This window comes from Candidatus Leptovillus gracilis (assembly GCA_016716065.1).
GTDB lineage: Bacteria > Chloroflexota > Anaerolineae > Promineifilales > Promineifilaceae > Leptovillus > Leptovillus gracilis.
The window spans coordinates 1-25,553 of record JADJXA010000025.1 but is presented as its reverse complement, the minus strand read 5'-3'; the positions used below and the strand labels follow the sequence as shown (position 1 = coordinate 25,553).

General features: G+C 61.5%; 24 protein-coding genes. 21 read left to right on the top strand and 3 right to left on the bottom strand.

Annotated features, from left to right (window positions below; genetic code table 11):
• Positions 1 to 29: 29 nt before the first annotated feature.
• From IPM39_26155 to IPM39_26135, 5 genes are all read left to right on the top strand, one after another.
• Entirely contained in the window at positions 30 to 824 is a 795-nt protein-coding gene (locus IPM39_26155) for an ABC transporter permease (GenBank protein ID MBK8989499.1), read from the top strand.
• A 481-nt stretch (positions 825 to 1,305) separates the two neighbouring features.
• Positions 1,306 to 1,512 carry a hypothetical protein gene (locus IPM39_26150; protein MBK8989498.1) on the top strand — a complete coding sequence of 69 codons (207 nt, stop codon included), beginning with the start codon at positions 1,306 to 1,308 and terminating at the stop codon, positions 1,510 to 1,512.
• Positions 1,509 to 1,733 carry a helix-turn-helix transcriptional regulator gene (locus IPM39_26145; GenBank protein MBK8989497.1) on the top strand — a complete coding sequence of 75 codons (225 nt, stop codon included), beginning with the start codon at positions 1,509 to 1,511 and terminating at the stop codon, positions 1,731 to 1,733. Before IPM39_26150 ends, IPM39_26145 begins: the two co-directional genes overlap by 4 nt.
• A 221-nt stretch (positions 1,734 to 1,954) precedes the next feature.
• Positions 1,955 to 3,436 carry an ATP-binding protein gene (locus IPM39_26140; protein MBK8989496.1) on the top strand — a complete coding sequence of 494 codons (1,482 nt, stop codon included), beginning with the start codon at positions 1,955 to 1,957 and terminating at the stop codon, positions 3,434 to 3,436.
• A gap of 522 nt (positions 3,437 to 3,958) precedes the next feature.
• Positions 3,959 to 5,260 carry a hypothetical protein gene (locus tag IPM39_26135; GenBank protein ID MBK8989495.1) on the top strand — a complete coding sequence of 434 codons (1,302 nt, stop codon included), beginning with the start codon at positions 3,959 to 3,961 and terminating at the stop codon, positions 5,258 to 5,260.
• Positions 5,261 to 5,471: 211 nt separating this feature from the next.
• Here IPM39_26135 and IPM39_26130 read toward each other — a convergent pair whose 3' ends face one another.
• On the bottom strand, positions 5,472 to 6,242 hold the full coding sequence (locus IPM39_26130) for a hypothetical protein (protein MBK8989494.1): 771 nt from the start codon (positions 6,240 to 6,242) through the stop codon (positions 5,472 to 5,474).
• A gap of 804 nt (positions 6,243 to 7,046) precedes the next feature.
• On the bottom strand, positions 7,047 to 7,256 hold the full coding sequence (locus tag IPM39_26125) for a PspC domain-containing protein (protein MBK8989493.1): 210 nt from the start codon (positions 7,254 to 7,256) through the stop codon (positions 7,047 to 7,049).
• Positions 7,257 to 7,642: 386 nt separating this feature from the next.
• Here IPM39_26125 and IPM39_26120 point away from each other — a divergent pair, with 386 nt between their 5' ends.
• From IPM39_26120 to IPM39_26045, 16 genes are all read left to right on the top strand, one after another.
• Positions 7,643 to 9,628 carry a hypothetical protein gene (locus IPM39_26120; GenBank protein ID MBK8989492.1) on the top strand — a complete coding sequence of 662 codons (1,986 nt, stop codon included), beginning with the start codon at positions 7,643 to 7,645 and terminating at the stop codon, positions 9,626 to 9,628.
• 97 nt (positions 9,629 to 9,725) lie between these two features.
• Positions 9,726 to 10,532: a DUF11 domain-containing protein gene (locus IPM39_26115; protein ID MBK8989491.1), complete on the top strand. Its 807-nt coding sequence runs from the start codon at positions 9,726 to 9,728 to the stop codon at positions 10,530 to 10,532.
• Positions 10,481 to 10,969 carry a hypothetical protein gene (locus tag IPM39_26110; GenBank protein MBK8989490.1) on the top strand — a complete coding sequence of 163 codons (489 nt, stop codon included), beginning with the start codon at positions 10,481 to 10,483 and terminating at the stop codon, positions 10,967 to 10,969. Before IPM39_26115 ends, IPM39_26110 begins: the two co-directional genes overlap by 52 nt.
• Positions 10,969 to 12,357, top strand: a complete 1,389-nt coding sequence (locus IPM39_26105; GenBank protein ID MBK8989489.1) for a M23 family metallopeptidase — start codon at positions 10,969 to 10,971, stop codon at positions 12,355 to 12,357. The genes IPM39_26110 and IPM39_26105 overlap by 1 nt, the downstream gene beginning before the upstream one ends.
• Before the next feature lie 152 nt (positions 12,358 to 12,509).
• Positions 12,510 to 12,878, top strand: coding sequence for a single-stranded DNA-binding protein (locus tag IPM39_26100; protein MBK8989488.1), 369 nt, complete (start codon positions 12,510 to 12,512; stop codon positions 12,876 to 12,878).
• Positions 12,879 to 13,022, top strand: coding sequence for a hypothetical protein (locus IPM39_26095; GenBank protein ID MBK8989487.1), 144 nt, complete (start codon positions 12,879 to 12,881; stop codon positions 13,020 to 13,022).
• Positions 13,023 to 13,271: 249 nt separating this feature from the next.
• On the top strand, positions 13,272 to 14,159 hold the full coding sequence (locus IPM39_26090) for a hypothetical protein (GenBank protein MBK8989486.1): 888 nt from the start codon (positions 13,272 to 13,274) through the stop codon (positions 14,157 to 14,159).
• Positions 14,159 to 16,753: a hypothetical protein gene (locus IPM39_26085; protein ID MBK8989485.1), complete on the top strand. Its 2,595-nt coding sequence runs from the start codon at positions 14,159 to 14,161 to the stop codon at positions 16,751 to 16,753. The genes IPM39_26090 and IPM39_26085 overlap by 1 nt, the downstream gene beginning before the upstream one ends.
• Entirely contained in the window at positions 16,743 to 17,843 is a 1,101-nt protein-coding gene (locus IPM39_26080; GenBank protein ID MBK8989484.1) for a PPC domain-containing protein, read from the top strand. Before IPM39_26085 ends, IPM39_26080 begins: the two co-directional genes overlap by 11 nt.
• Before the next feature lie 129 nt (positions 17,844 to 17,972).
• Entirely contained in the window at positions 17,973 to 19,166 is a 1,194-nt protein-coding gene (locus IPM39_26075) for a hypothetical protein (protein ID MBK8989483.1), read from the top strand.
• 138 nt (positions 19,167 to 19,304) lie between these two features.
• Positions 19,305 to 19,559: a hypothetical protein gene (locus tag IPM39_26070; GenBank protein MBK8989482.1), complete on the top strand. Its 255-nt coding sequence runs from the start codon at positions 19,305 to 19,307 to the stop codon at positions 19,557 to 19,559.
• 202 nt (positions 19,560 to 19,761) lie between these two features.
• Positions 19,762 to 20,244: a hypothetical protein gene (locus IPM39_26065; GenBank protein MBK8989481.1), complete on the top strand. Its 483-nt coding sequence runs from the start codon at positions 19,762 to 19,764 to the stop codon at positions 20,242 to 20,244.
• 23 nt (positions 20,245 to 20,267) lie between these two features.
• Complete coding sequence (locus IPM39_26060) at positions 20,268 to 20,588, top strand: hypothetical protein (protein ID MBK8989480.1); 321 nt, start codon at positions 20,268 to 20,270, stop codon at positions 20,586 to 20,588.
• Between the two features lie 165 nt (positions 20,589 to 20,753).
• Positions 20,754 to 22,994, top strand: coding sequence for a hypothetical protein (locus tag IPM39_26055; GenBank protein ID MBK8989479.1), 2,241 nt, complete (start codon positions 20,754 to 20,756; stop codon positions 22,992 to 22,994).
• A gap of 548 nt (positions 22,995 to 23,542) precedes the next feature.
• Positions 23,543 to 24,436 carry a hypothetical protein gene (locus IPM39_26050; GenBank protein MBK8989478.1) on the top strand — a complete coding sequence of 298 codons (894 nt, stop codon included), beginning with the start codon at positions 23,543 to 23,545 and terminating at the stop codon, positions 24,434 to 24,436.
• Positions 24,400 to 24,780 (top strand): hypothetical protein, encoded by a 381-nt coding sequence (locus tag IPM39_26045; protein ID MBK8989477.1) that lies wholly within the window; start codon positions 24,400 to 24,402, stop codon positions 24,778 to 24,780. Before IPM39_26050 ends, IPM39_26045 begins: the two co-directional genes overlap by 37 nt.
• On the opposite strand, the gene IPM39_26040 is transcribed toward IPM39_26045, so the two are convergent.
• Positions 24,777 to 25,055: a hypothetical protein gene (locus IPM39_26040; GenBank protein ID MBK8989476.1), complete on the bottom strand. Its 279-nt coding sequence runs from the start codon at positions 25,053 to 25,055 to the stop codon at positions 24,777 to 24,779. The genes IPM39_26045 and IPM39_26040 overlap by 4 nt on opposite strands.
• Positions 25,056 to 25,553: the final 498 nt, after the last annotated feature.

Below are 25,553 nucleotides of genomic sequence, written 5' to 3'. Positions count from 1 at the left end.
GACGATCAGCCCAAGAGGAGATGATGGCGATGATTCTTTATAGCGAACTCCGCCGGGAATGGCTTCTTTGGCGGGCGTATCGGGTGAACGCCGTCAGTTCTTTGGCTATGTGGGGTGTCATATTTCCCATTCTGCTTGTCACTGTCCAAAGTGTAGCCATCAATAGCGGTGTAAATTTTGGTCCTGAACAGCAAGCGCAATCTCTCATCGGCTTCATTGTCTGGAAGTTGTGTATGGGTGTCCTCGTCGCTGGCACAGCGACGATTGAAGAAGAGGCCCAGACTGGAACGCTTGAAAATGTGATACTTTCAACCCGCCTGCCCTTTCGCACCTTGTTTTTCTACCGTATTCTGACCCGCTCGCTGCGTTCACTGGTAGAGACTTTGCTGTTGACGCTGGTGCTGCTGCTGGTTTTTCGGCTGCCCTTGGCTTTTTCGCCAACCGCCTGGTTGGTGACCGGGCTGACTTTGGCCGGGGTTTGGGGCGTCGGTTATGGTGTGGCCGGATTGGCGTTGCTCTATAAATCGGTGAGCAGTGTGACGGGTTTATTGGCCAATCTCTCTTTTCTGATTTCCGGGGCATTAGTCCCGCTGGATTCCTTGGGTTTCCTGTACGTAGCGCTGAAGCTGTTATTTCCTATGACCTGGGGCATTGAGATTTTGCGCCAGGTATTATTGAACGAAACCGCCTGGGTTGAATTGATACAGATAGGCGCTTTGCCGGGTCTGGCACTGCAAACAGCTGTTATGCTCATTGGCGGGCTGCTTATTTTTGAGAGGGCTTTAAAGCAGGCGCGTCAACGAGGGGAGTTGGGTATCTATTAAATCGGGTCCAGGAGGGCACAGGTGTTAGGTGATGGCCTATGTCCAAACTGTTGGTTGTCATATGCTCAAGAGGATAGCCGTTCACACGGCTGTCCTTTAGTCAAACATCCGGTAACGGTATTGCCGGAGGGGGGATTAGCAATTGTTGCGGATAATCGTAAACAATTGTCTACTGACAGATGCGGGTTGTTGTTTTACAATAGTACCTGTAACGAACTGAAGTTGTGCAGATGATTGAAAATGAGTCATTATTCTTCAGAGAAATACAAAGAAAAAAGACTCATCGCTGCAAGTCCCTGGTGAATCGTTTACCCAGATAAGGGGTAGAACCGCCCTCATTACACCACAGCGCCCCCAATTAGAATACGGTGCATATAATTTCGTGATGATGTCTACGACGTTCGCCAAGAAACGGCCGTTTTCGTCTTGTTTCTTGCTGGCTATAACTCACACTGCTGCATATTTCCAGCTACGGATGAAGATGATGCAGGGTTCGGTAATCAAAACAACCTTGAGAGGAGTTGGCGTGCAGCTTATAGCTGCTTACCCTATAGGGTCGATGGTCGGCGGCATTGACCGCGGTTTCGACGACCATAAATTGTATACCGGTAATGATAGAACAGGCTGCGACCGTCTGGCCGATCAACCCTGGTTTCCAAATGGCGTGGATATCAAGAGAAATATGTGATGATATCCCTTTGCCGCGAGTGTACCAATCCATTTCGTGAACTAACTTCCAGACAAACCGAGTTGCTTGAACGGTTGATGAATGATCCTGGCGCGACTAACCGTGAGCTGGCAAGTCAGATGCAAGTCAGCGAACGGACGGTGAAAAAGCATTTCTATGACATTTATCGCGCTATGGGTGTGCAGAATCGGAGCGAATGCCTGATGTTGCTGCTGCGTTAGCGCACCACCGACAGTCCAGCAGTTGAACAACAAAAGCAACAGTGGTCAAGCGTCGACTCGCAGTAGCAGTTCGAGCAGTTATTCAGACTGCGGGATAGCACAACAATACTTGACAAAAGGGTATTAGATCGGCTATATTCATTATAGTATCATACTTTGAAGTATTATGATGGTAAAAAGGACGTTATGATACTGGAAAGTATCATACTTAAGAGTATATCGTGAATAAAACTGACTTTCGTGGACGCGATGATGAGTTGAAGCTATTGGATTCCTTATGGGATGCCTCTGAAGCCACGTTGCTGATCCTCTATGGACGCAGGCGCGTAGGAAAGACACGACTTCTTATCCACTGGCTCAATCAACGGCCAGGCCGAGGAATCTACTGGGTAGCAGAACCTTCGTCAGCTCTGCATCAGTTGCGGTCGTTTTCGCAAGCGATGTATAATTTTAGTCACCCAGGTATGCCCGCTCCCCAAGATTTCACCTATGCCAGTTGGGAACAAGCGTTTGCCGAGGTGGCACGGTTGGCCAAAACTGAGCCTCTTGCACTCTTCATTGATGAAATCACCTATTTGATTGATGTCGATCCTTCTATTGTTGGCAAACTGCAAAACATTTGGGATCACGTCCTCAAACCAACGCATATTAAACTTGCATTGGCAGGATCGCAAAGAGGAATGATTGAAAAAATGTTTGCCCCTCAGGAGCCTCTCTACGGCCGGGCAACTGCTTTGATTGATTTGCCACCGTTGCCATTTGTTGTTGTATGTGAATTTTTCCCCGAATATAGCCTAACGGAATGGGTGAAAGTATATGCGATGCTCGGCGGCGTACCTGCTTACCTGGAACGGTTGGATCCGAGCTTATCCATCATGGAAAACATCCAACAGCAGCTCCTGACGCCAAATACCCTGATGCGTGAAGAACCTCGGCTGTTGTTACAGGATTTTATTAGCGATGCCCACAATTACGTTAGTATCTTAAAGGCAATTGCCCAGGGGGAACAAACCCAGTTGGAAATTGCCAACCATACCGGCTTGAGTCAAGGGCATATCTCGAAGTATTTGAGCGTGCTGCGAGATTCCGGTTTTGTCGAGCGACGCATCCCGGTAACCGATACAGAGAAGTCTCGTCGAGGCCATTATAATATTACAGATCCATATTTGCGCTTTTACTATCGGTTCCTGGCCACGCAGACGCATGTCGCCCTGGGTCAGTCACAACAAGCTCTTCGAGAGATTTCCGAGGAAATAGACCCATTTGTTGAACGATATACCTGGCGTGAATTGTGCCAGGTATGGCTGCTCGGCGCGAGCAGCCATGGCAACATTGCCGCCACGTTTGATAAAGTTGGCTCAGTCTGGACAACTAAATACTTCGTGGATGTCGTGGCAATAAATCAACGTACAAAACGGTTGTTATTGGGTACGTGCCATTGGACGAACGCGCCAATGGATTTAAAGGCGCTGCATACCTTGTTTAAGCATACTGATAATGTTGTGCCCAAACGAGGCGAATGGACTGTTGACTTCATAGGCTTTTCCGCATCTGGTTGGACAGCGGAAGCGTTGGCGCTAGATGCAGGGGCCGCTGCTAATGGAAATTCTGGGAAAAATTGGCGGCCAAACAGTATTCGACTGTTGAACCTGGAGGATGTTTATTCAGATTTAAAGCAATGGTTCGGGCCAGCAACCACATAAAATAAGAAACGCCTTCGCATTTGTCTCGGAAACAAACACGAAGGACAGGCAGGCGATGAGGTACGTGTACTTCATCAAACTTTATTCATGTAGATAGGCTGCCATACTTTCCGTAGCCTCGTCAAGTGCCTGTGGTTTCGCTCTGCCGATCATTCATTTTGCCCTTGATGGCCGTGTAGTACGGCAGTCAGCTTATGCTTGTCAGGGCTTTGGCAGTCATAAGCTGGCTACTGTATAGCATTCAGTGCTGCACAAAGCTATAAAAGCAAAAAGTCAGTATAAATACTGACTTTTGCTTAATGAATGTGTTCACTTAAATCGCATACTTCAGAGGTTTGGGTGTTAGGAGCGCCCTAACCTTGTTATGAAGCCCCTTTTTTTGGGGAGGGGGGAGGTATGTTTAACGACCTCCTGTGCGGGCAATTTCATTTAGGAGCATAACACAGGCCGATCCCTGTGTCAACAGTTGTCACATCTTCGTGTAGCTGGATTGACCCATATCGGTTGGCCCGTGGCTGCCTCATGGACGACCACGTTGTCCCGACGTCGCCAGCCTTGCTGGCGGCTAATCAACGGCTGCATGAACTGCGGGCACAGGCTCAAGCCAGACGCCTGACAGTCAGCGAGGACATTCCAACTGCTGCCGGCCCGTTAGGCGAGGCCGCAGCGGCTGGGCAAACGGCCGTTGACGCCATAATCACCGCCGCCTTGCCATCCCATCTGGGGTGGGGGAGTGCCCCGCTAACGGCCGTTCTCCGCCGCCACCAACCAGCCGCATCTCTGACAGCCGCTGCCCAGCCCCAAGACGCGCCAACGCCAGGCACGGCCGTTCACCCGCCAACAGCCACACACGTTCCTTTACGTCCCCCTGTGCCGCAGCCACCCAAAGCTGAAGTTAAGCTCTACCCCGACATCGGCCTGGCCATGCTGCGACAGGAGAAAGACGCCGCCGGGCGATTGTGGCTCATGCTCCATCATCTGGACCAACCAGGCCGAGGTGTAGTTCGCATAGACATTATCGTGCAATACCTCAGCAAAAGAACCTCCAGCCTCTATCTCTGCGGTCAGCGGCAGCTGCGCAACCTGCTGCGCGCCGGGGAAGGGGTGTACTGGACCCGCGACAAAAAGCATGTCTGGCTGCATTCCGCGGCGCGGGTGGCGGCCGCCCTGGGCGCGGACCGGCTGACCGGCCGGCCGGTAGCCCTGCCATTGTCAGCCCTGCGGCAAGGCATCGGGACCTTCCGCGCTCATCTGTACGCCGCCTTCCACAGTGGGCGGTTCAAAGGGAGGGCAGATGGCCGTCCGACGATGCCCATCGCCCGCGACACCCTGGCCGACCTGAGTGGGGTGGGGCGGACCAGCCAGCGGGCCTATGAAGCGCGGTTGGGGGTGCAGCCGCAGCCCAACTTCGCCATCGGCGAGGCGGAAGCTGCCGGCCGACAGGAAGAACGCGCCTGGCGGCAAGGGCAGGCGCTGTTTGCCCTGAAGGATTACGCCGGGCAGCACGGCCGTGAGGGCAAGACCTACCTGGCCTGGCAGCTGCCTAACAGCTACGCGGGGCAGCACCTACAACGGCCCAAGGGCCGGCAGAAGCGGATCAACCGCCAACTCCAAGACCTGGTTATGAAAGGGATGCCGGGGAACGATGGAGATGGGGCGTTGAACTGCGGGTCGGCAGCAGCGGCTGTGATGGGGAAGCGGTATTATGCCAACGGCCGTCTGGCGGCGCAGAGGTGGCAGCCAGGCGAGGGGGTGCGGTATTGGCGACGGCCGTCTGTGGAACACGGCCGTGCGGCTATCTGGCACCCGGTGGAGGGGTCATGACTCTTTTTTTGTGTCCGGAAGCGGAAAAAACCTGCGCCCCTTATAGGGATAAATTCTTAATCCTCTCTTTGGGGGTCTGCATGTGGGGGTGGCCTTTCTTAGTGGTTACACGAAGGTTTGGGCGGTCGCAGTAAGCAGCTTAGCCCGTAGGGTCTGCAAGGGTGCGGAAGCCGGCAAAGAAGAGGGAAGGCGGGAACAGGGAATTGGGGGTTTAGCTGTTGGTGCGCAGGGCGCGCTGCGTCAGGACAGTCGTTACGCTTTGCGTCAATACGCCGATGACCTTCAGTTTGGCGTCCATGAAGGGGTAGCCCTCGATGACCAATTTGTCTTCAGGATTTTGCATGGCCATGGACACCTTTTGCCACTGTTTACTGGCGATGTAGACCAGAAAGACGGTGACGGCGTCTTCGGGCAAGATGGGCAAGCCTTTTGGCAGGGCCGGCGGTTTGCGACCGGTCAGGGTGACAATAACAGCATCAGGACGTTCGATGACTTTTCCAGGACGGCCAACGAGAGTGATTTTCACGGTTGTGGCGACTCCTTTTTCTGCCAGGGCCGGGGCGGCCAGGGTTTCACGCGCATCCCAGGGTAATGTCGGGTGCGGGGGAGGGGACTTGGGTTGGCGACCAGACTGTCGCGACGGCGGCGGCGAAGGGACTTTGGCGGATTGCGACAGCTTGGTGCGCGATGGCCATTGGGGCGGCGGCCAGAGAATTTGCCGCTGTTCCGGCGTGAGTTGGCCGCGCACGATATAGAAATAGGTCCCGCCGGGCGTGCGGCGCTGTTTGTTGTTGGCGGTAAGCATTCCCCCCTGGGCTTCGACTTCGAGCGCCTTTTGCAGGCAGGCGTAGGCGGCCTCCAGCCCGATCTGTTCGATGATGCGCCGGATTTGCAGGATGGCCGGGGGGTGGGTCTCCTGGAGTTGGGCGGCGATGTCGGCCGCGGCCGTGGAAAGCTCTTCATAAGTCATGGGCATAGACACAATTTTCCCCTATTACGCGCTCAGGGCAAATATTCTGACGTGGGTATGACCACGATGGGCCGACGGGTGACATTCCCAACCTGGCGCTGCCCTCAGCTGTCTGGCCAGGTCAAACGCGCAGATTCAACTGGGGGACGCCATATTGGGTAGTGTCTGAGGTGAGCAGCGCATGGCGGCGATTGGCTGCCTATTCGACGATACGGAGGATGAAATCTGGCGCAAAGTTTAGTATACTGTGGACAGGTGCAGCCGGGGTTAACATACGAGAAAAAACTTCCTCCCCCCAAAAACTGGCAAAAAAGAAACGCGACTGGAACGCTCCGACTGTACATAGGGTTAATACACCCCCCTTCTCGTATGCGTATTGCCCGCCCGCCTGTCTCCAGGCTACCATCCCCGGTCTGGCGACAAAACAAAACCGCTCCGTTTCGACGGGGCGGTTTTGCTTTCGTGGGATTCTGCGCCTGCATTTGGCGGTGACAGCCGTTTGTGTCAATGGCCGTCACAAACCCCCAACTTCCCGGCCATCTTCACCCTGCCGCTAGTAAGCCGCTGCCAGGCGGCATGTTACCATCCCCAATAAGAACACTTGCTCTGCCAATCTCTGTCTCACTTCTGCCCGCAGCACCCTGGAGAAGGCGACTTCATGCCCGGCGACAAAAAGAGTGAACGAGAGAAAACCATCACGACCTGGCCAGGTCGGTGGGACAGCCGGGTCTGGGGTAATAAAAACCAACAGGCCCCTGCCGGCAACTGCCAGAGGGGCCTGCGGATGGTCGGCCGGTCCAGAGACCAGTCGCCAGATTAGCCGACATGGATTTTCTCTTTGAGGTCTTCCTGGGGCATGATGAGCCATAGGATCAGGTAGGCCAGGATGCCATGCCCGCCGAATAGGGTGAGCAGGACAAAGGCGAGGCGCACCAGGATGGGGTCAATGGCCAGGTATTCGGCGATACCGCCGGCAACGCCGGCGACCATTACATCATTGTTTGTGCGTGTCAGTTTTTTGTTCATGATTTATTCCTTCCTTGTTTTGCAGACGCTGCCGCCTGTTGGTTGTTCATACGATTTGTTATCCATTACGCCTGGTTGCGTTCCCGGTTGTGGATTTTTGTGTAAACCCGATAACAGGTGCGATATGGTGTTGGATACGGCCGTTGGGTGAAAATACAGTTGAAATCGCGCTGGTTCACGGCTGTGTGCTGCCCACACTGCGGGTCGTCGGATCATAAGATAAAGACCACCTGCCCATTTCCCTGCCGGCTGCCAATAGCCGCAAAAACCCCCGGTTACGCCCCCATAGTGATCTAAAGTAGTAGAAAACAATGATCTAAAGTATAAGAAAATGGTGTCCTTTCGTACACTGTCAGGCCGTCCGTGGTTGCCTACAATCGCTGGCTATGAAGACACACGGACTGTTCGCCACCTTATTTTGGGTCCTCTTGCTGGCCGGCTGCGCGGCCGCCGAGCCGCCGCCGGCCGGAGCCTGCCAGCCCGATGCGCACGGCCTCATCCCCCTGCCGACACGGCCGTTGGGTCTCGACCCCGACCTCATGCAGCCGCCGCCCGCGGGCGGCTTGAGCAGCGGTGGAGAGTGCCTGCCAGCCGACACGCTTCCCCTGGACGACTCCCTGGCCTTCACCGCCGCGCCGCTGCGCAACGAAAGCCTGGACATCGCCGACCAACAATTGCTGGCCGCGGCTGTCGGCGACGACGTGCTGGCCCTGGCCTGGCTGACGGCCGGCGACCTGACCATCTCGGTGGCCCGCGGTGGCAGCTTCTTGCAGGCGCGGCGCATCGCTCCCGCCGTCCACGCCGACCTTGTCTTTTCAGCCGTCAACCGGCTGCACCTGGTCTACGAACAGGATGGGCAAATCCATTACCGCGCCGCCGACCTGGGGGCACGGCAGGCGGACTTCGACTTCTGGCGGCAGGTGGGGCCAGGCCATAAGCCGCGCCTCACCCTGGACGCCAATAACCGCGCCCACGTCTTCTATGAACTGGACGGGGCCATCTGGCACGCGGAACACCAACACGACCTGTACTGGCACATCGTCCGCCTCGGCCCCGGCCACACGCCGCGCCTGACCACCTTCTACGACAACCCGGCCACGCCCAACACCAACGAACGCGGCTTCGCCCTCAGCTACCTGGAAGGTAATATCCTCCACCTGCGTACCTATGGTATGACGCCGCTCTTGCTGCCGGGCTGGACGACGGTGACGCAGTTGTCGCTGACGGAGACGCCCATGACGGCCGTCACCCTGCACAGCGCCCGCGCCGCCGATGGAACCCTCCACCTGGCCGCCGCCTGGGTGAGCCACATCCCCGCGCCGCCACCGCCGCCTGTGCCTGTACCGCCGACCTACACGGCCGTCAACCCCCTGGCGCCCTTGGCGGTGGTCCACCCGGAGCGTATCTACGACCCGTTCAACGCGACGCGTCTCTATACCGCAGACGCCGTATTCGACGGTGGCCTGATGCAAACCGTTTACGTCACGCCGGGCACGGCCGTTACCTTCACTGCTTACGGCCGTGCCTGGTCCAGCGACGCCGACGACCCCCTGACAGGCGTCAACCCGGCCAACTTAAGATTACAAATCGGGCTGGACCCGGCCGGCGGCATAAACCCCAACGGCGCTGGCGTCCTCTGGTCGAGCGAGGCCAACCCGCTCAACCAGTATGCGCCGTTTGCCGTATCGGGCACGGCAGTTTCCAACAGCGTCACCCTTTTCCTGCGCGCCCGGCCCGACGCCATCCGCGCCCACAACGAAGCGGTTTGGGACGGAGCGACCCTGGCGGGTGGCGAGCTGGTCAACGGCCGTATGGACACCTTCACCAATGGCATTCCCGACGGCTGGACCCCCTTCTACGAAGACAGCGGCGCCGGCGGCGTTCCACCCCGTGACCGCTACACCGCCTACGCCGCCTGGTCGGCCGATGGCGGTCAGAGCTGGACGGGGCCAGTGCCCGTGAGCGAAAACCGACTGCCGGGGCAGGGCCTCACGGGAGCGTTAGGGCCGGACGCCTACCCCTTCCTCAGCGCCGTCGGAACGGAACCAACGCTCCACGTATTTGCCATCTATGCCAGCGGCGACCCACCGCCGGGCACGACGTTCATCCGTTACGGCCGTCCGGTGGTGGTGGGCTGCGCGTTGGCGACGGGGAGCTGCGACGAAGCGCCGGGCGTGGTCCTGGCGGCCGACACGCCGCCGGCCGCTGACCTCATCCTGGCGGCCCATCCGCTGCAAGCGCGGCGGGCGCTGCTGGCCTGGAGTGGGTTGCAGACCGACTATGTGAGTCGGGATGTGTATGCGGCTGGGGTGAAGCTAGAGCTAGAGCGAGAGCTAGAGCGAGAGCTAGAGCTAGAGCTAGAGGAAGAGTAAGAGCTAGAGGAAGAGTAAGAGCGAGAGCTAGAGATAGAGAAGGCGGAATTTATTACAAAGGGACGAAGGGACAAAGGGACGAAGAAGAGGAGAGAGGATGAAAGGGTTTGTGTGGGTTTTGCTGGCGGGCTTGCTGGCGGGAATGGGTGGGGTGGTGGTGATGGCGCAGGGGCCTGGTGAGATGGGGCTGCCGGTTGTGGACCTGGCGGCTGCGGGCTTTCGGGCGGTGGCGGTGGATGAGAGCGGCTCAACTGTGGCGATGGTGGTTCCGGCGGTGACGAAGACGGCCGTCTCGACTGCCGCGCCGGGGGATGAGGTGGTTTACACGGTGACGCTGCGCAACAGCGGTCCCGTGACCGAGACGGTGACGCTGGCCGATGTCCTGCCGCCGCAGGTGGAACTGGTGGAGGCCGACAGCGCCCTGGCCTATAACCCCGCCAACCGCACCTTGCGCTGGACCGGCGAAATTCCCCCTGGCCGACTGGACTACAGCCTGACCAGCCTGACCAGCCTGCCCGACGGCCTGCCTTACCTGGACCTGGGCGGCTATGGCTTGCCCAACCTCTGCGACCCCTTCATCGCCGCTGGCGGCGACTGCGACGACACGGCCGTCACCTTCAACCTGGGCGCGGAAGGCTATAGCGTGGTGCTGTACGGCCGTCGCTACGAACAAATACGGGTGTCGGCCAACGGCCTGCTTTTTCTGCATGAGACCCCGGACGGCGACCCTCGGTGGCTGCCGGCGGCGCAATCTCCCGGACTTAAAATCGCCGGGTTGTGGCAAGACCTGGACCTGACGGGCGGCGGTCGCTGGCACGCGGCCATCCTGCCGGCTACCTGGCCGACAGGCAGGTGTTCTACGCCCAGTGGCACGACGCCCCCCACGCAGACAACCCCGACCTGACCAGCCGCTTCGCCATTGCCTTGACGGTGGACCGACAAGGCCAGGAGCCACCAGACAGTGGCAGCGAACTTTTTTACCTCTACGACCACATCGCCCAACCCGACGCACTCACCGCCGCCGGGTATGCCATCGGCCTGCAAGACAGCGCCGGGCAGCGCGGCTTCACCTACGCCTACGCCGGACCCGATACGCCATCACGCGGTTTTCCGCCCGCGCCGGGGACCACCCTGCGTTGGCAGCCCCATTTCTACGGTTCCGACTACAGCCGCAGTTTCGCCTACCGCGCGCGAGTCACCGGCAGCATCCCGGAAACGGCCGTCAACACCGCTACGACCACCTGGAGCAACGGCCGTACCGAATGGGCCACCCACTACCTGGCTATTCGCCACCAGACCTACCTGCCGCTGCTGTTTGGTGGTGGCGCGGGAGGGCAGTAATGGACAACCACAGCCACAAACGACGACAGCCGCTCCTGCTGCCTGTTATTTGCCTGGGGGTCATTTCTTCTTTGGGCTGCGGCCTTATCAGCGCTGTGGAAAACCCCCACCCGCTGGCCGGGGTGGCCTATTGGGCGGCGGCGACCACCACGGCCGTGCCCACCGAGACCCGCTTCCTGGGAACCACGACGCCGGTCTACGCCGACACGCCAGTTCCGGCCTACATCACCACCACGCCGCAGTGGACGACGGTGACGCCGATGTTTGCCGCCACCCCCACGCCCTATTGGGTGACGACCACGCCGGTCTACATCACGGAGACGCCGCAGCCACCGGTGACCACGACCCCCGGCCTGCCCATCATCGGCTTCACCACCCCGGTCCCACAGACAACGCCCCACTACCGGGTGGGCAGCTTCTACATGCACAGCGACGTGACCATCGGCGGCCCCAACAACCTGGTACTGAGGCTCATAGATTGGCAGACCGCCCCCAGCCCGCGTCAGCCGGAGGCCAGCTTCTACTATTTCACCTTCCGCCTGACCAACCGCAGCGCCGTCGAAATCGTCGTGCCCCTGTCCGACTTGCTGTTCATCCGCGCCAGCCACGGCCAGAGCCAGCCGGTCACCGGCCGCTGGCAGCCGGGCAACGAACCGCTGCTGGCCGCCAACCTACCCCTGGCCGACAGCCAACTGCTCTCCCCTCTGCAGCCGCAGGAGACGCGGCAGGTGGTGTTGGGCATCACCGCCCCAACCGGCCAGGTGCAGGAGATTGGCCTCTTGACCAACTGGCGGCAAACGGCCGTGCGTCCCATCTGGTTTCTGCTGACCAGCGATCCGACAGGTCCCCACCAGGACGCCGAGCAGCCACCGCCGCCCACACCCATCGTCCTGGGCGATGGCGACCCCGGCAGTCCCACCGACCCCGGAACCGGCGGCGGCATGTGGCCGACGACGGGTTTCATTACCCGCGGCTTTGGCTGCAACGCCTACTACACCGGCATCGACGGCGCGGGCTACGGCTGTCCGCCAGAGCAGCCGTGGTTCCACAACGGCGTGGACATCGCCAACACGGCCGGCACGCTGGTCTGGTCGCCCATCAATGGGACGCTGCACTACGCCGGACCACACAGCAGCGGCCCGGACTGCGCCCACATCCCCGGCTCGGAAGCGCCGCACGAAGGGCTGGGCAACTACCAGCGCCTGAGCGACGGCGAGACGCTCCACTACCTGGGCCACCTGCGCGGCTTCCTGCTCACGGGCGGCGGCGTCAGCGCCGGGCAAAACATCGCCGAAATGGGCAGCACCGGCTGCTCCACCGGCAGCCACCTGCACTGGACGATGTACCAACACGGCAATCTGGTGGACCCGGCGGGGTGGGCGGAGTGATTGCGGATTGCGGAGTGCGGATTGCGAATTGCGGAGTGCGGAGTGCGGAGTGAAGAAGAAATGGTCAATTGTTCAAAAAGAGCGACCACTCTAGCTCTCGCTCTAGCTCTCGCTCTCGCTCTAGCTCTCGCTCTAGCTACAAGGAAGGAACCATGTACCAACAACTGACATTAGTCGGCCGATTAGGACGGGAGCCGGAGATGCGGACAATGCCGGATGGCACGGCCGTCACGAATTTTAGCCTGGCGACGGAGCGCAAGTGGCGTTCCGGGGAGACTGGCGAGTTGACCAGCGAAACCACATGGTTTCGCGTGCAGGTGACGGGCGGGCAGGCGGAGGCGTGCCACCAGTACCTCCAGCGCGGCAGTAAAGTGCTGGTTGCTGGGCGGCTGACGCCGGACCCGGCCAGCGGCGGACCGCGCTTGTACAAGCGCAGCGACGGCACGATGGGCGCGAACTACGAAGTGCGCGCCGACCAGGTGCGCTTCTTAAACGACAAGCCCCAGGAAGAGGAGGCGTAGATGGAGGTATTGATGCTGCTGCTCATCCTTTCTGTGGTGGTGCTCCTGGTGATTATTTTCCGTCCGCGTCGTTCACCGTATGTGAGCCGGACGGCCAAAACGCGCAATGGGCTGCCGCGCTGGAAAGAGCATGAACCCTATTGAATTGTGAAGTTTGAATTGTGAATTGTGAATTGTGAAGTAGAAGAGAAGAGTGAATGGTCAATAGCCAATAGCTAATGGTCAACGGAAGAGAAGAGCGAATAGCCTGCCCCTTCGGGGTACTCAGGGCTGGCTCTGAGCTTGTCGAAGAGGTCAATAGCTAATAGCTGATGGCTAATAGCCAATGGTCAACGGGAAGAGGATGAGAATCTGCGAAATTTGCGGATTTTGCAACAGGGCGAATAGGACGACATGATGATGAAACAGAGTGAATGGGTGAAACGAGGCTGGTGGTTGGGCGTGTTTTGTGGCGCGGTGGTTTGGTTTGTATTGTTGGCCGTGCCGATGCGCACGGCCGTTGCCCAGGGCGAGACAACCGTGCAGCTCACCATCCGGCTGCGGGACAGCAACGGCCGTGCGCTGGCCGGTGAAGTGGTGAAGCTGGCGCGGCTGCCGGAGGAGACGGCCGTCGCCTGCACCACCGACCCCCAGGGCCAATGCGCCTGGCCGGTGACGCCGGGGTTGTACCAGTTCCTCTTCGCCCGTCCGTTGGACGACATTTCTGCCGCCATTCTGGGCGAGAGCGGGCTGCATGGCCTGGGGGTAATGGTGGGCGGGGCGCCCAATGGCGCAGCGCCCAATGGCGAGACGCCCAATGGCGAGACGCCCAATGGCGAGACGCCCAATGGCGAGACGCCCATACCTGTACCGCTTACCCTGACCTACCACTTCACCTTCCACAGCGACGACAGGGTCTACTTCGACATGGCTCCAGATTCGCCGCTGCCCGTGCCCAAGATACCAACGGCCGAAGAAGCCCACGGCCACGGCGACGGCCATGAGGGCGACCACGCCGATGAACAGATTCCGCCGGTTGTGCCGGTGACGACGGCCGTTTTCGCTGCCGCCGCGCCAATCACAACCACACAGCCCACAACTGTGTCTACGACCACGGCCGTGCCTGCCATATCGCCCATTGCCACGCCATCCCCCTCCGATAGCCAACCTGCGCGCCTGTCGCCGGTCTTCATCTTGCTCATGGCCGCTGCCGGCGGCGCGGGGTTCGGCTACCTGATGCAGCGTCTCGCCAACTGGCGCGCCGGGCGCAAAGACGCCCCGGGCGAGGAGACAGACCACTAATGCTCGACCCCGGACGCGCCCTGGCCGAAGCCATCTACTTCATCCAATACGTCCTGGCGCAGCTGCTCTGGTCGCTCGACCGCTCGCTGCTCTCCATGGCCATCATCGCCGAAGACGTCAACGACTGGCTGACGACCAACGTCGCTTTCCTGGTTGACCTGCTGACCAACGCCCTGGCCGGGCCGATGGGCGCGCTGTTTGTCTTCGCCCTCACCCTGCTCGGCGTCTGGTATCTCATGAGCAGCATCACCCCCACCAAACGGGTGGTAGACCCGCAGAAGCTCCTGCTCTACGGCTTCATGACATTCTTTTTCTTCAGCACCCCGGTGATGGTCATCGAGATGATGGAAGGCTTGCGCCAGGCGGCCACCGCCGGGGTACAGGCCTCAGCGCTGGCCGAGGCGGAAGGCGAACTGTTCGGCACGGAGTTCGGCGGCACCGACACCGGCCTGCCGGCGGCCCTGCCCGACGTCTACCCGGCCGGCGACGGGGTCATCGGCAGCTTCGACTTGGTGGCCTACTTCCTGTCCATCGGCAACGTGGCCGAACTGGGCAACACCGAGTTCCCGGCGCTGTTTGCCGCCGCCTACTTCCCCTACGGCGACCCATCGTCCATCAACCTGGCCGACGAAGCCGACCAGGAAGCTGCCAAACGGCTGGCCGCCGAAGGGCTGGAGCGGCTGCTGTTCGCCCTCATCGCCATCCCCACAGCCATCGCCGACCATTTCCTGCGCCTGGCGCTGACCGGCGCGGCGCTCTTGCTCTACGCCGGCGTGCCCTTCGCCATGATGCTGGCCTTCTTCGTCCACACCGAAGCGTTCATCGGCGCTTACCTGCGGCAGTTCATCAACCTGTTCATCGAGACCTTCCTCAGCGTCATCATCGCTTCGATAGTCATCGGGCTGCTGGCGATTGCCGCCCAACGGGGCATCGGGCTGTACATCGGCGCGGCGATTATCGCTGTCGTCATCCTCGTCTGGCGCATCCAGGGGGCGTTTAAGCTGGCGATGGCCGGGATGCACCTCTTTGGCGGCGGCGTGATGACCGGCGGGGCGACCGGGACCGACCTGGTCAACATGGGCCGCAACGCGGCCGTCACCGGCGTCGGCGCGGGCCTGGCGCTGGCGGTCGGCGGCGGGGCATTGGCGGCGGCAGGCATGTTGAAGGCCGACGCGAAAGCGGGCGGCGGCTACCTGAACACAGACCCGGAGAAAGCCGACGGCCGGGTGCGGCAGTTGGAGGCGATGGCCGGCTACGCTGTGGGGAAATCGCCCACGGCCCGCAACATGATTGAAACCGTTCACGAAGTGCGCACCTTTGGCCGCAACTTCCGCGACGGCGAGCCGCAGGTTCACGAACCGGACCTGATGGACTACCTGCGGGCAGGGTCGAGCATGTCGAGCTTCGGCTCCAGTCTGTGGTTGACGACTAAATTATCGCCATCCCTGCGCAGCGCCTATGAGCAAATTGGCGGCTACGGCCGTCGTCCTGATGGGTGGTCAGCCGCAGGGCGGGGGCGCTGGCGGGATGACGAATGGGGCGGCGGCAGAACGGGCAATGCACCGGCGCAGCGAACCGATGGCGCGGGAGATACCGCCACACTGCCGTCTGGCGGCGGCACAGCCAACGCGCCAGCCAATGCCCCGACACCGCCTGCTAATAATGAAGGCAGCGCTGCCACGTCGCCCACCGGCAGCACCGCCAACGCGCCAACCGCTCCTTTCGCGTTCTCATCCGCGCCTGACATCCGTCTTTCTCCACTGACAGCCAACCGGCAGGCGGGGTTAGCCAGTCTGGCCGCCAACCTGGAGGGGCCGGCGGCCACGCAGACGCAGCGGGTGCTGGTGGACGTGGTGGGGCCGGAGCGGGCGGAGACGCTGCAAACGGCCGTGAGCGAACACGGCGCGGCGGCGGTACAGGCGGCGATTGACGCCGTCGTCGCCCAGGTAGCGGCGGCGCAGGCGGCGGGACAATCGGCCCAGGACATTGTGGCCTCGTTCCAACGCGGCGACGCTCTGCCGGAGTCCCCGCTAAACCGGGAACAATTGACGGCCGTCGCCGATACCGTCCTGCAGCCACGCCGCGAGATGAGCCAGGCGGAGTTAGTCAAGGCGATGGCTGATAACCTGGCCGCGGGCGGGCGCAGCGACGCCGACCTGGCCACGGCCGTCGGCAACCCCAGCCACTTTGGACCGCAGACAGGCGCTGTCCGCGCCGTGCTGGAAGGCATCGAGCGGCTGCAACTGACAGCCCAAGACCTGGAACGCATCGCCGTGCGGCTGCAAACGGGGCAGGCAATCGCGCCGTATCTAACGGGGCAGGGTTATACGCCCACCCAGGCGCAGGCGTTTAGCCGCGACCTGAGTGGCCTGGAAGGTGGACTATCTATCCCGCAAACAACGGCCGTACCGCCCACCGCGACACCGCCCACCGCGACACCGCCCACCGCGCCGCCGCCCACCGCACCGCCGCCCACCGCACCGCCGCCCACCGCGCCGCCGCCCACCGCGCCGCCGCCTACCGCGTCGCCACCCACCTTGTTGCGCCGCTCCGCGGCACCGCCGACAGAAGGAGACACATCCGATGAAATCTAAGCCGTATCCCTGGGCCATCGCCCTATTCATGCTCATCGTCGCCCTGGCCGCATCGCCGCTGCTGGCCCAGACGCCCAACCCGACGCCGCCGGTGGTCTACCTGACGCCCACCGTAGACGCGACGGAAACGCCGACGGCCGTCCCCAGCGCCACGCCAGACAGTGGCGGCGTCCAACCCGACGCCTTTGAACCCAACGACACACCCGAGACGGCGACGCCGGTCAGTTGGGGCATGGTTCCGGCGACGCTGCACCAGGGCGATGTGGACTACTACGCCCTGTACCTCAAGACGGGGCAAATCGTCAACCTGCACACCCGTTCGTCCCACAACCTGGACACGTACCTTCAGGTGTGGCAGGGGGCGCAGCTGCTGGCCGAAAACGACGACAGCACGGCGACGGATTTAGGTTCGGCGGTGCTGTTCACCGTGCCCGCCGATGGCTGGTACATTGCCCGCGTATCGCCGGGCGGCATCGCCAGCGGCAGCTACGAGCTGCACGTCGGCCTGACCGACCCCACGCCGACCATGACGCCATCGCCCACGGTGACATCTTCACCGACGCCCACGCCGTCCCCGACGCCATCCCCGACGCCGACGACTCCGCCGACGATAACGCCGCCTTTTGTGGGACCGACCGGTCCATCCGGTCCATCCGGTCCGACAGGCCCATCCGGCCCGGCATTGTCAACCGCAACGCCAACGCTCACTCCGACAACGGCCGTAAGCGCTACTCTCACCCTGCACCTGTTAGGCCCGGCGCAGCCGGCGGCCACGCCGCAGGTGACGACGGCGCGGGTCCTCATCTACTACGACGCCAACAACAACCGGCAGACCGACCCCGGCGAAGGCGTCCCGAATGTCAGCGTGCTGGCGGTGGACAGCCAGGGGCAGCGGTTGGTTCGCAGCTTCACCAATCTCCAAGGGGAGGCGCTCTTTACCTTGACCAACGCCCCTTTCGAGCGGGTGGCGACGCCCTTCGTCTCCGCCTGGTCGGCCCGCGTGCGCCCCGGCATGGTCAATGAGCCGATTAGTCTTGGCCTGCCGGCCGTGCGGCTGCCGGTGTTTTTGCCCGTTAGCCAGAGCAGCTAGAGCTAGAGCGAGAGCTAGAGGAAGAGGAAGAGCGAGAGCGAGAGCGAAAGCAAGAGTAGGAGACCGAGATAGCGGGAAAGGGTTCCGCAATCCGCACTCCGCACTCCGCAATCCACATGGGAGACGACGATGACGAGGAAGAAGAAAGCAGATGAACAACTGAGCCGGATTCTGCCGGAGTATCAGGAGAAGGTGCGAGAGGCGCTGAACCGGGAGATGCGCGAGGCGGAGAAAGATACGGCGGAGAACGAGATGCTGGCGTATTTGCGGCAGCGGTTGAGCGAGTTCGAGCAAGGGGATTACATCCAGCCGGATGGAAGGCCGAGTACCACGCCGGTGAACCTGGGGCAGGTTTACGACAAAGGGCTGGCCCCGATGGTCCAGGATGTGAAAGAAGGGTCGCCGGAGCAGCAGCAGGAGCGGCGGCGGACCTACACCAAGTTAGCTGTTTTTGTGGCGGTTGTGGCGCTGTTTGGCTTCCTGGCCGTCTACAACAGACCGGGGCGGGTAGCCCAGGCTGTCGAGACCCTCGAAGGCGCGACGTTGGCGCTGGTCGAAGAGAGTGGGGCGACGGCCGAACCGTCGCCCAGCCCGACGCCAGCGCTGCCGACTGGAGCCGATGACGCCTTGCAGACGATAGGCGGGTTGGGCGGTAGTCTGACGCTGGGCCGGCCGAGCGCGTTGGAAATCCGCTACCAGGCGACGGAGAAGGTCATCGCTCTACCGATAGACCCGGCGCGGGTGAGCAACCGGGGGGAACTGCCCTACAACGCGGCGGTGATGGCCTCGGACAATCCAGTGGCCGTCTGGGTGTTCGGCACGGTGCTGAATTATGCCATTGGGCTGCCGGAGAAGGTGGTCGCCGACCTGCTGCCGGGCGACCGGCTGCGGCTGACGAGCGACACCGGCTACGCCCTCGCCTTCGTGGTGACGCAGACGGAGACAAAGGCCAACCATGAAGCGGCGGGACTGCTGTCGCAGAACCGGGTGGGCATGACTCTGTTCGCCCTGCCGGCCAGCTCCGCCGAGGCTGTGCCCATCGTCCAGGCGGCCTATGACCTGACGGGCGAAGATGCGCAGACGGCCGTTTACCGGGAAATGGGGGAGCCGTTTTTCGCCGGTGGTGACTTGCAGATAACCGACGTGGTTTACAGCGACAGCCGCAGCGGCGAACTGCTGGTGGAGATAACGGGCGCCGGGCAGGGAGCCGGCTTGTTGTCGCTGCACGGACAGAGCCACCAGACGACGGCCGTGCCCCTGCCGGCTGAGGTGACCTGGCAGCTGCGTTTTGCTCTGCCGGCCAACAGCGGTGGGGAGGGGTGACGGCCGTCTACCGGGGAGCTGCCCGGCGGTGAGAGCGCCTTTATCCGCCTGGGCGAAGCGCCCAACCTGCTGGAGCAGTTAGAAGCCGGCGAGCCAACCGCCACCTGGGACGCCGCGCGCGGTGAGGTGACGGTGGCCGTGAGCGTCTACAACCCCGGTCCCGGCGCGGTGCTGCTGCCGGGTGAGTATATCCAGATACCAAGTGAAGGAGGTGATGCCTATGGAAGCGGGTTAGGAAGTGGGTTAATGAGCGGGTTTGCCAGTGAGCGACTGCTCGAAGCGGGGGAGACGGCTCAGGCAAGCCTGAGCTTCCCCCATCCCGGACCGGAGACGCCCCTGGTGGTGCAAATTGGCCGATGGCTCTGGGGAGCCAGAGGCGAAGGAGGAGGATGAGGGGATTGCGGATTGCGGATTCTTGCAGGATGTTCAGCAAACCACAATCCCCCATCCTCTCCCCGTCCAACAAACGAACGAATATCAATTGTCAATTGTTAATTGTCAACTACCAACTACCAACTATCAACTACCAACTACCAACTGTTAACTGTCAACTGTCAACTCATTATCAAGAATGGAGGAAAGAAGAAAAAACATCATGCACGAGAATGCATTGCATCAAACAAAACAAACCGACCGCCGACTGTCGGCAACCGACCAACGATTGTCGGCAACCGACCAACGGTTGTCGGCAACCGACCAACGGTTGTCGGCAACCGACTATCAGCCACCAGCCACCAGCCGCCTTCTGCGGCGCGTCATCCCGCTGCTGCTCCTGATGGTCGTGGTCCTGGCGGGCTGCGCCGAAGGCGAAGCGCCACCACCAGCCATCTGTGACACCTACGACCGTGGGCTGTACACCGCCCAACTGATGGGCGGGGCGCTGCTCATCCTGGCGGTGGCCATCCTGGGTTTCAAGAAACAGGCGGCGGCCATCATCCCCACCCAGGGGGCGCAGATAGGGGCGATAGCCGGGACGGTGTTCCTCGGCCTCATCCTGTTGGCCTTCTCGACGGAAATCGGGGTGCAAATCCTGACAGGCTTCGGCATCCCCGACCTGTTCACCCTCTGCGGGCTGTAAGGCGAAGGGCGTAGGCCAGAGGAATGTACACCCACTTTCACACCGAGTTCGTGCGGCAAAACAAAGCGCTCATCCTGCCCCGGTTGACGATGACCCAATTCATGTTCGTCATCGTCAGCCTGGTGGTGGGCATCGGGATGCTGAATCTGCCGTGGTGGATGGCGCCGCTGCTGATGGTCCTGGCCTACGCCGCCGGCCACGACTTGCGCGGGAGATGGTCTGGATGCGCCTGCTGGTCTACGCCCAGGTCCGGGCGCGCCAGACCATCGCCCACCCGCGCGTCGTTAATATCGAGTCCCAATGGCAAAAGGAATGATGATTGCGGATTGCGGATTGCGGAGTGAAGAACGGCCGTTGCTGTGGCAGCGGGCAATTCTGCAACAAGACAGGCTCCGGCATCCACCTTCCGCAATCCTTCCGCAATCCTTCGGCAAGCTCAGGACAGGTTCCGAAATCCGAAATCCGCAATCCGCATTCCGCAATCCAAAATCCGAAATCCGAAATCCGAAATGAAAATATATCAACTATCACTACCCAACTTTAGTCAAATCGAGCCTACCGAGCAGGCGGGCATTATCGGGGCGCTGACCGGGCTGTTTGCCGGACCGCTGGGCGACTACCGGCAGTTGACGATGGTCCTGCCAACACGGCTAGACAACCTGCTTCGCAGCCGACGGCGGCTGGCGATGAGCCGCAGCGACGAGCGAGCGCGGCGCGGGCTGCTGGAAGAGGTGCGGCTGCTGGAAGAGATAGCCCAGGCCGACTTCCTCAAATGCCGCCACTACCTGATAGATTACGCCAACGTCCTGTCACCGGCCGACCTGACCCACTGGTTGGTGCGCGCCGAACCGGGCTACCCGCAGCTGCCCATCAGCGGCGAGTACGCCGAGACGATAGACCACATGGTCCCGGTGCTGCGCGACAGGGGGACGGGCCGGTTGCAGGTGGACAACAGCCGCTACCGCTACGGCGTCATCGCCTCGTATCAGTTGACCCGCACCTGGGATTGGCAGCGGCCGTTAGGCGACATCATCACCTCGGCCAGCGGGCCGCTCATCATCTGCGTGGACGCGCGCAAGGTACATCCGGAGCGGGTGTCCGGGGCGACCAACTTCTGGGAAGGGATGCGGCGCAGCAATGAAAACCTCGACGCCGAGCAAGCGAAGCAAGAAGCGGTACAGGCGCTGCTGGCGCGCAGCGAGGCGGTCCACCACGTGCAGGTGCTGTTCATGGTATTGGACAAAAAGGTAGACCGGCTGCGCGAGCGGCTGCGCCACCTGCGCAACACCCAGAGCGCCTACTTCAAGCTGGACAGTCTGCACGGCTACCAGGCGGCGGCGGGGGCGATGTTCGGTCCGGAGGCGCGGCCGACAGGCTTGCCGCACGGCCACCACAACGTCCTGAGCAGCGGCGCGGCCGTCTGCGCCGGGATGTGGGGGATAGGGCGAGAACAGGAGACCAACGGCATCTATGTCGGCATCTCCCACGACGAGAACAGTCCCCACGTCAGCTTCCTGGAATGGAAAGGCAACGACCCCTTTCATGCCATCATCCTAGGACTCACAGGCCTGGGCAAAACAGTGTTTTCGCAGGCATTGGCCTGGCGGCTGGTCGAGCAAGACGTGCAGGCCATCTTCCTGGAACCGCAGGGCCACTGCCGCCGGTTGGCGGCGCTGGCCGGTGGGGAGAACGTCTCCTACCACGAAATCTCCTACGACAAGGCGCGGCTGAACATCCTCGACGTGGTCTACGAGAACGAGACCGAGCAGTACGACCACGTTATCACCCTGCTGGCTTTGCTCTTGGACCCTGTCGGCCACCAACCCCGCCGCTTCGACAACGCCGAAGTCGCCGCCATCCGCAAAGCGCTGCGCCAGACCTACGCCCACTACGACTGGCAGAGCGAACTCCTGGTAGACCGCACCCTGACCCCGACCCTGGAGAGCTTCTGCCGCCAACTGCACATCGTCGCGGAAGAAGACTGGGAGAACGGGAGACGAGGAGACTGGGAGAACGGGAGACAAGGAGAACGGGAGACGACCTCTCCAAGTCTCCTTGTCTCCCCGTCTCCAAGTCTCCCAGTCTCCCCCTCTCTCGTCGGCGGTGCTGCTTCTTCTCTGGCGCAGGAGATAGAGAGTCTGTACGTCTATGGGGATTATGCGCCGGTGTTTAATGGGCCGAGCAACCTGGACCTGACGCTGCAAGAGCGGTTGGTGTTGTTCAACTTCCAGCATGTGCCGGAGCAGCGGCGGGCGTTGTTCTACTACGCGGTGCTGGCGGGCATCAACTTGCAGGTGCGGCGGCATCCGCGTAAGCGGGCCATCTTCGTGGACGAGGTCCACTACATGGCGCGGGAATCGCGGCTGATGGGTTTCCTGGCCCACATGGTCAAGACGGTGCGCACCTATGGGGCGGCGGTCATCATGATAGACCAGAACCTGGAGGCGTTCATCGGCGTGGAAGGGGCGCGCGCCGAATCCATGCAGGCGGGCATCAACGTGGCGGCGGGGCAGATGATTCTCGACAACCTGGCCTGGAGCGTCACCTTCCCGCTGCCGGAGAAGGCGGCGGCCCGCTTCGCCCAGCAGTATCCCGGCGAGATTCTCTCCTCCCACGTGCAGTTCCTGGCCCGCTACAGCAGCAACAAAGAAGCCGGCGCCGGCCGCGCCGTCGTGCGCTACAAGGGACGAGCGGAGAAGGTGCAGATGGTGCTGCGGCCGATGGAACGGCAGTGCCTGTTGGGAAGCTGATGAAGTTTGAATTGTGAATAGCCTGCCCTGAGCTTGTCGAAGGGGGGAATTGTGAATTGTGAAGTGGAAGAAGAAATTGTCAATGGTTCATTGTCAATTGTCAACGGAGTGCGGAGTGCGGAGTGCGGAATGCGGAGTGCGGAGTGCGGAGTGCGGAGTGCGGAGTGCGGAGTGTTGACCACTGGTTACCAACCACTCCCAACTCCCAACTATCCACTATCCACTCCCAACTATCCACTCCCAACTCCCAACTATCAACTATCAACTGGTGGAGGAACAATGAGTAGTTCAGTCTTAGAAGAATTCGAGCGGTTACAGGCGGAGGTGTTAGCCCAATGCGCGGAAGTATAACGAATGGTCGCGGATTATCGTGACGGTGATGATTGAGGAATTAGAGGCGAAGATGCTAGCCAGCGACCTGCCGGTAGATGAAGAGGAGACGGGCAACCCGTTCTGGGGAAGTTATAGCGCCGGGCAGCCAGCCGGGTAAGCGGCTGGATGGCCGTCTGCGCCATAGGCCGACGGCCTGCCCGACAAAGGAAGGACAAATGAAACGATTGCAACAACATTGGGCCAAACGAGAACAACAACGATGGGAAACGGCCGTCGCCTGGTTTCGGGTGCGCTATCGGGAGGCATCTGGGGTGGGGCGGAGCGCGCGGCTGCTGTCGGGGCCGGTGGCCGGTGGGCGAGTGGCCTTGCGCTACCAACCGGGGGCGGTGTCCCAACTGTGGCTGGGCGTGCCGCTGCTCTACGCGCCGCTGCTGTGGCAGATGGCCGATGACTTCGGCTTCGTCTTGCACCAAGAAACAGTGCCGCCGGCTGAGCCGGAGCTGCTGGCCGCCGCCGCCGACCTGCCCTGGGGAACGGCCGTTTACCGCCCACATCGTGGATGGCAGCCTCTTCGTCAGCGGCGAAGAAACAGGCGGAGCCTACTTGCCCTCGCCAAATGGGGTGAAACAAACAGGCTGGCGGCTGCCCGAACCGCCGCCGGTAGGGATGGGGCTGGCGGCCGCCTGGCAGCCGGCAGAGCCGCCCGCCGACCTGCTGCCCACCTCCGGCGAAGGCGACAGTTGGCTGTTGGGTTGGAACCAGGCGGGGCAGATGCTGGCCGGGCCAGGGCGGGTCAACCTGTACGGCGCAGCAGCCGCCGACTGGCTGGTGGCCGGGTTGACCCAGACCATCGCCACCGGTCATGGCGGGCTGGTCATCCTCGACGGGTCGGCGACCTGGCTCCCCGGCTGAAACGGAAACCGGCCGTCACCCGGCTGTTGGGGCGCGGGGCGGCCGAAGGCGACAGGCTGCACTATCTGGACATAGACGGCGCGGCGGTGATAGACGGCTTCGACCCACTGGCGGCCGTAGGCGGCGAGAGCGAATCACGGCGGCGGGCGCGGCGGCGACAATGGTTTCGCCTGATGGGCGTCCATCGCACGGGCTGACCTTTGCTGGAGGAAGCGCCGCTGGGCGACCTGAACGGGCTGCACAAAAGTGGCTGGCGGCGCCGGCGCGGCAGCGCCGCGGGGCGGCGGCGGGAGCGTTGGAAGCGGCGGCGGGACGGCTGATGGCCGACCGGCAGGTGCGGCAGTGGCTGGAATGGCCGACCGACCGCTATGGCGGGCTGCCGCGCGGGGCGCTCATCTTCGGCTGTCGCGGACAGGAATGGGCGCGGCGGCAGCTGCTGTTGGCCGCGCTGCTGGCCGCCCACGGCCGTGCCCGGCGTCCGGCTAGTTTTGCATGGGCTGCCTGGGAAGAGCTAGAGCTAGAGAGAGCCAGGCGAGGCTAGAGGAAGAGGGGGAGAGCGAGGAGGATGACGAGGATGACGGAAGATAACGAAGATGACGAGAAGATGACGAGGATGACGAGGATGACGAGAGGGGAGGGGTGGGCGGTGGGGAGGGAAATGAGGCGCGGCGGGGGTGGAGGCGGCCGGTGCTGCTGGAGCAATGGACCGCTGCTGTCAGGCAGTTTGCCCGTCCTGACGGCCAGCAGCCGAGGCATACCGCCCCCCGGCCGCGCCGCTTCCTGGCGGCTGACCCGGTCCTGACCGAGAACCTCCACCTGCCCCCCGGCGAAGAAGGGCTGGTCTGCTAGAGAGCGGACTGCAAATCATACCCGGTGGTGAAGTTTGAATTGTGAATTGTGAAGTTTGAATTGTGAAGTGGAAGAGGAAGAGGAGATTGTCAATTGTTAATTGTCAATTGTCAACGAGGGGTGGAGTCCCAACTCCCAACTCCCAACTCCCAACTCCCAACTATCAACTATCAACTAAACCAAAAAGGAACCCATGACAACAGAAGAAATCCAGTATCACTTCAAAAAACCTATTCATCAGCCTGGTCTGCGTGGGGATAACGCTGCTGGTCCCGGCGGCGCTTTCTTGAACGGCATCGCCGGGACCATTCGCCCGACGACGCTGTAAGAGATATATCTACCTTTGCCGGAGGATGCCCAGGAGCTTCAGCCAGACCGAGCGGCTGGACTAACCCTGCTGAGCCTTGACGTATCTACACCACCCGGAACCGGCGGTAACGACCAGTGCGCTTCCTGGAGAGCCAA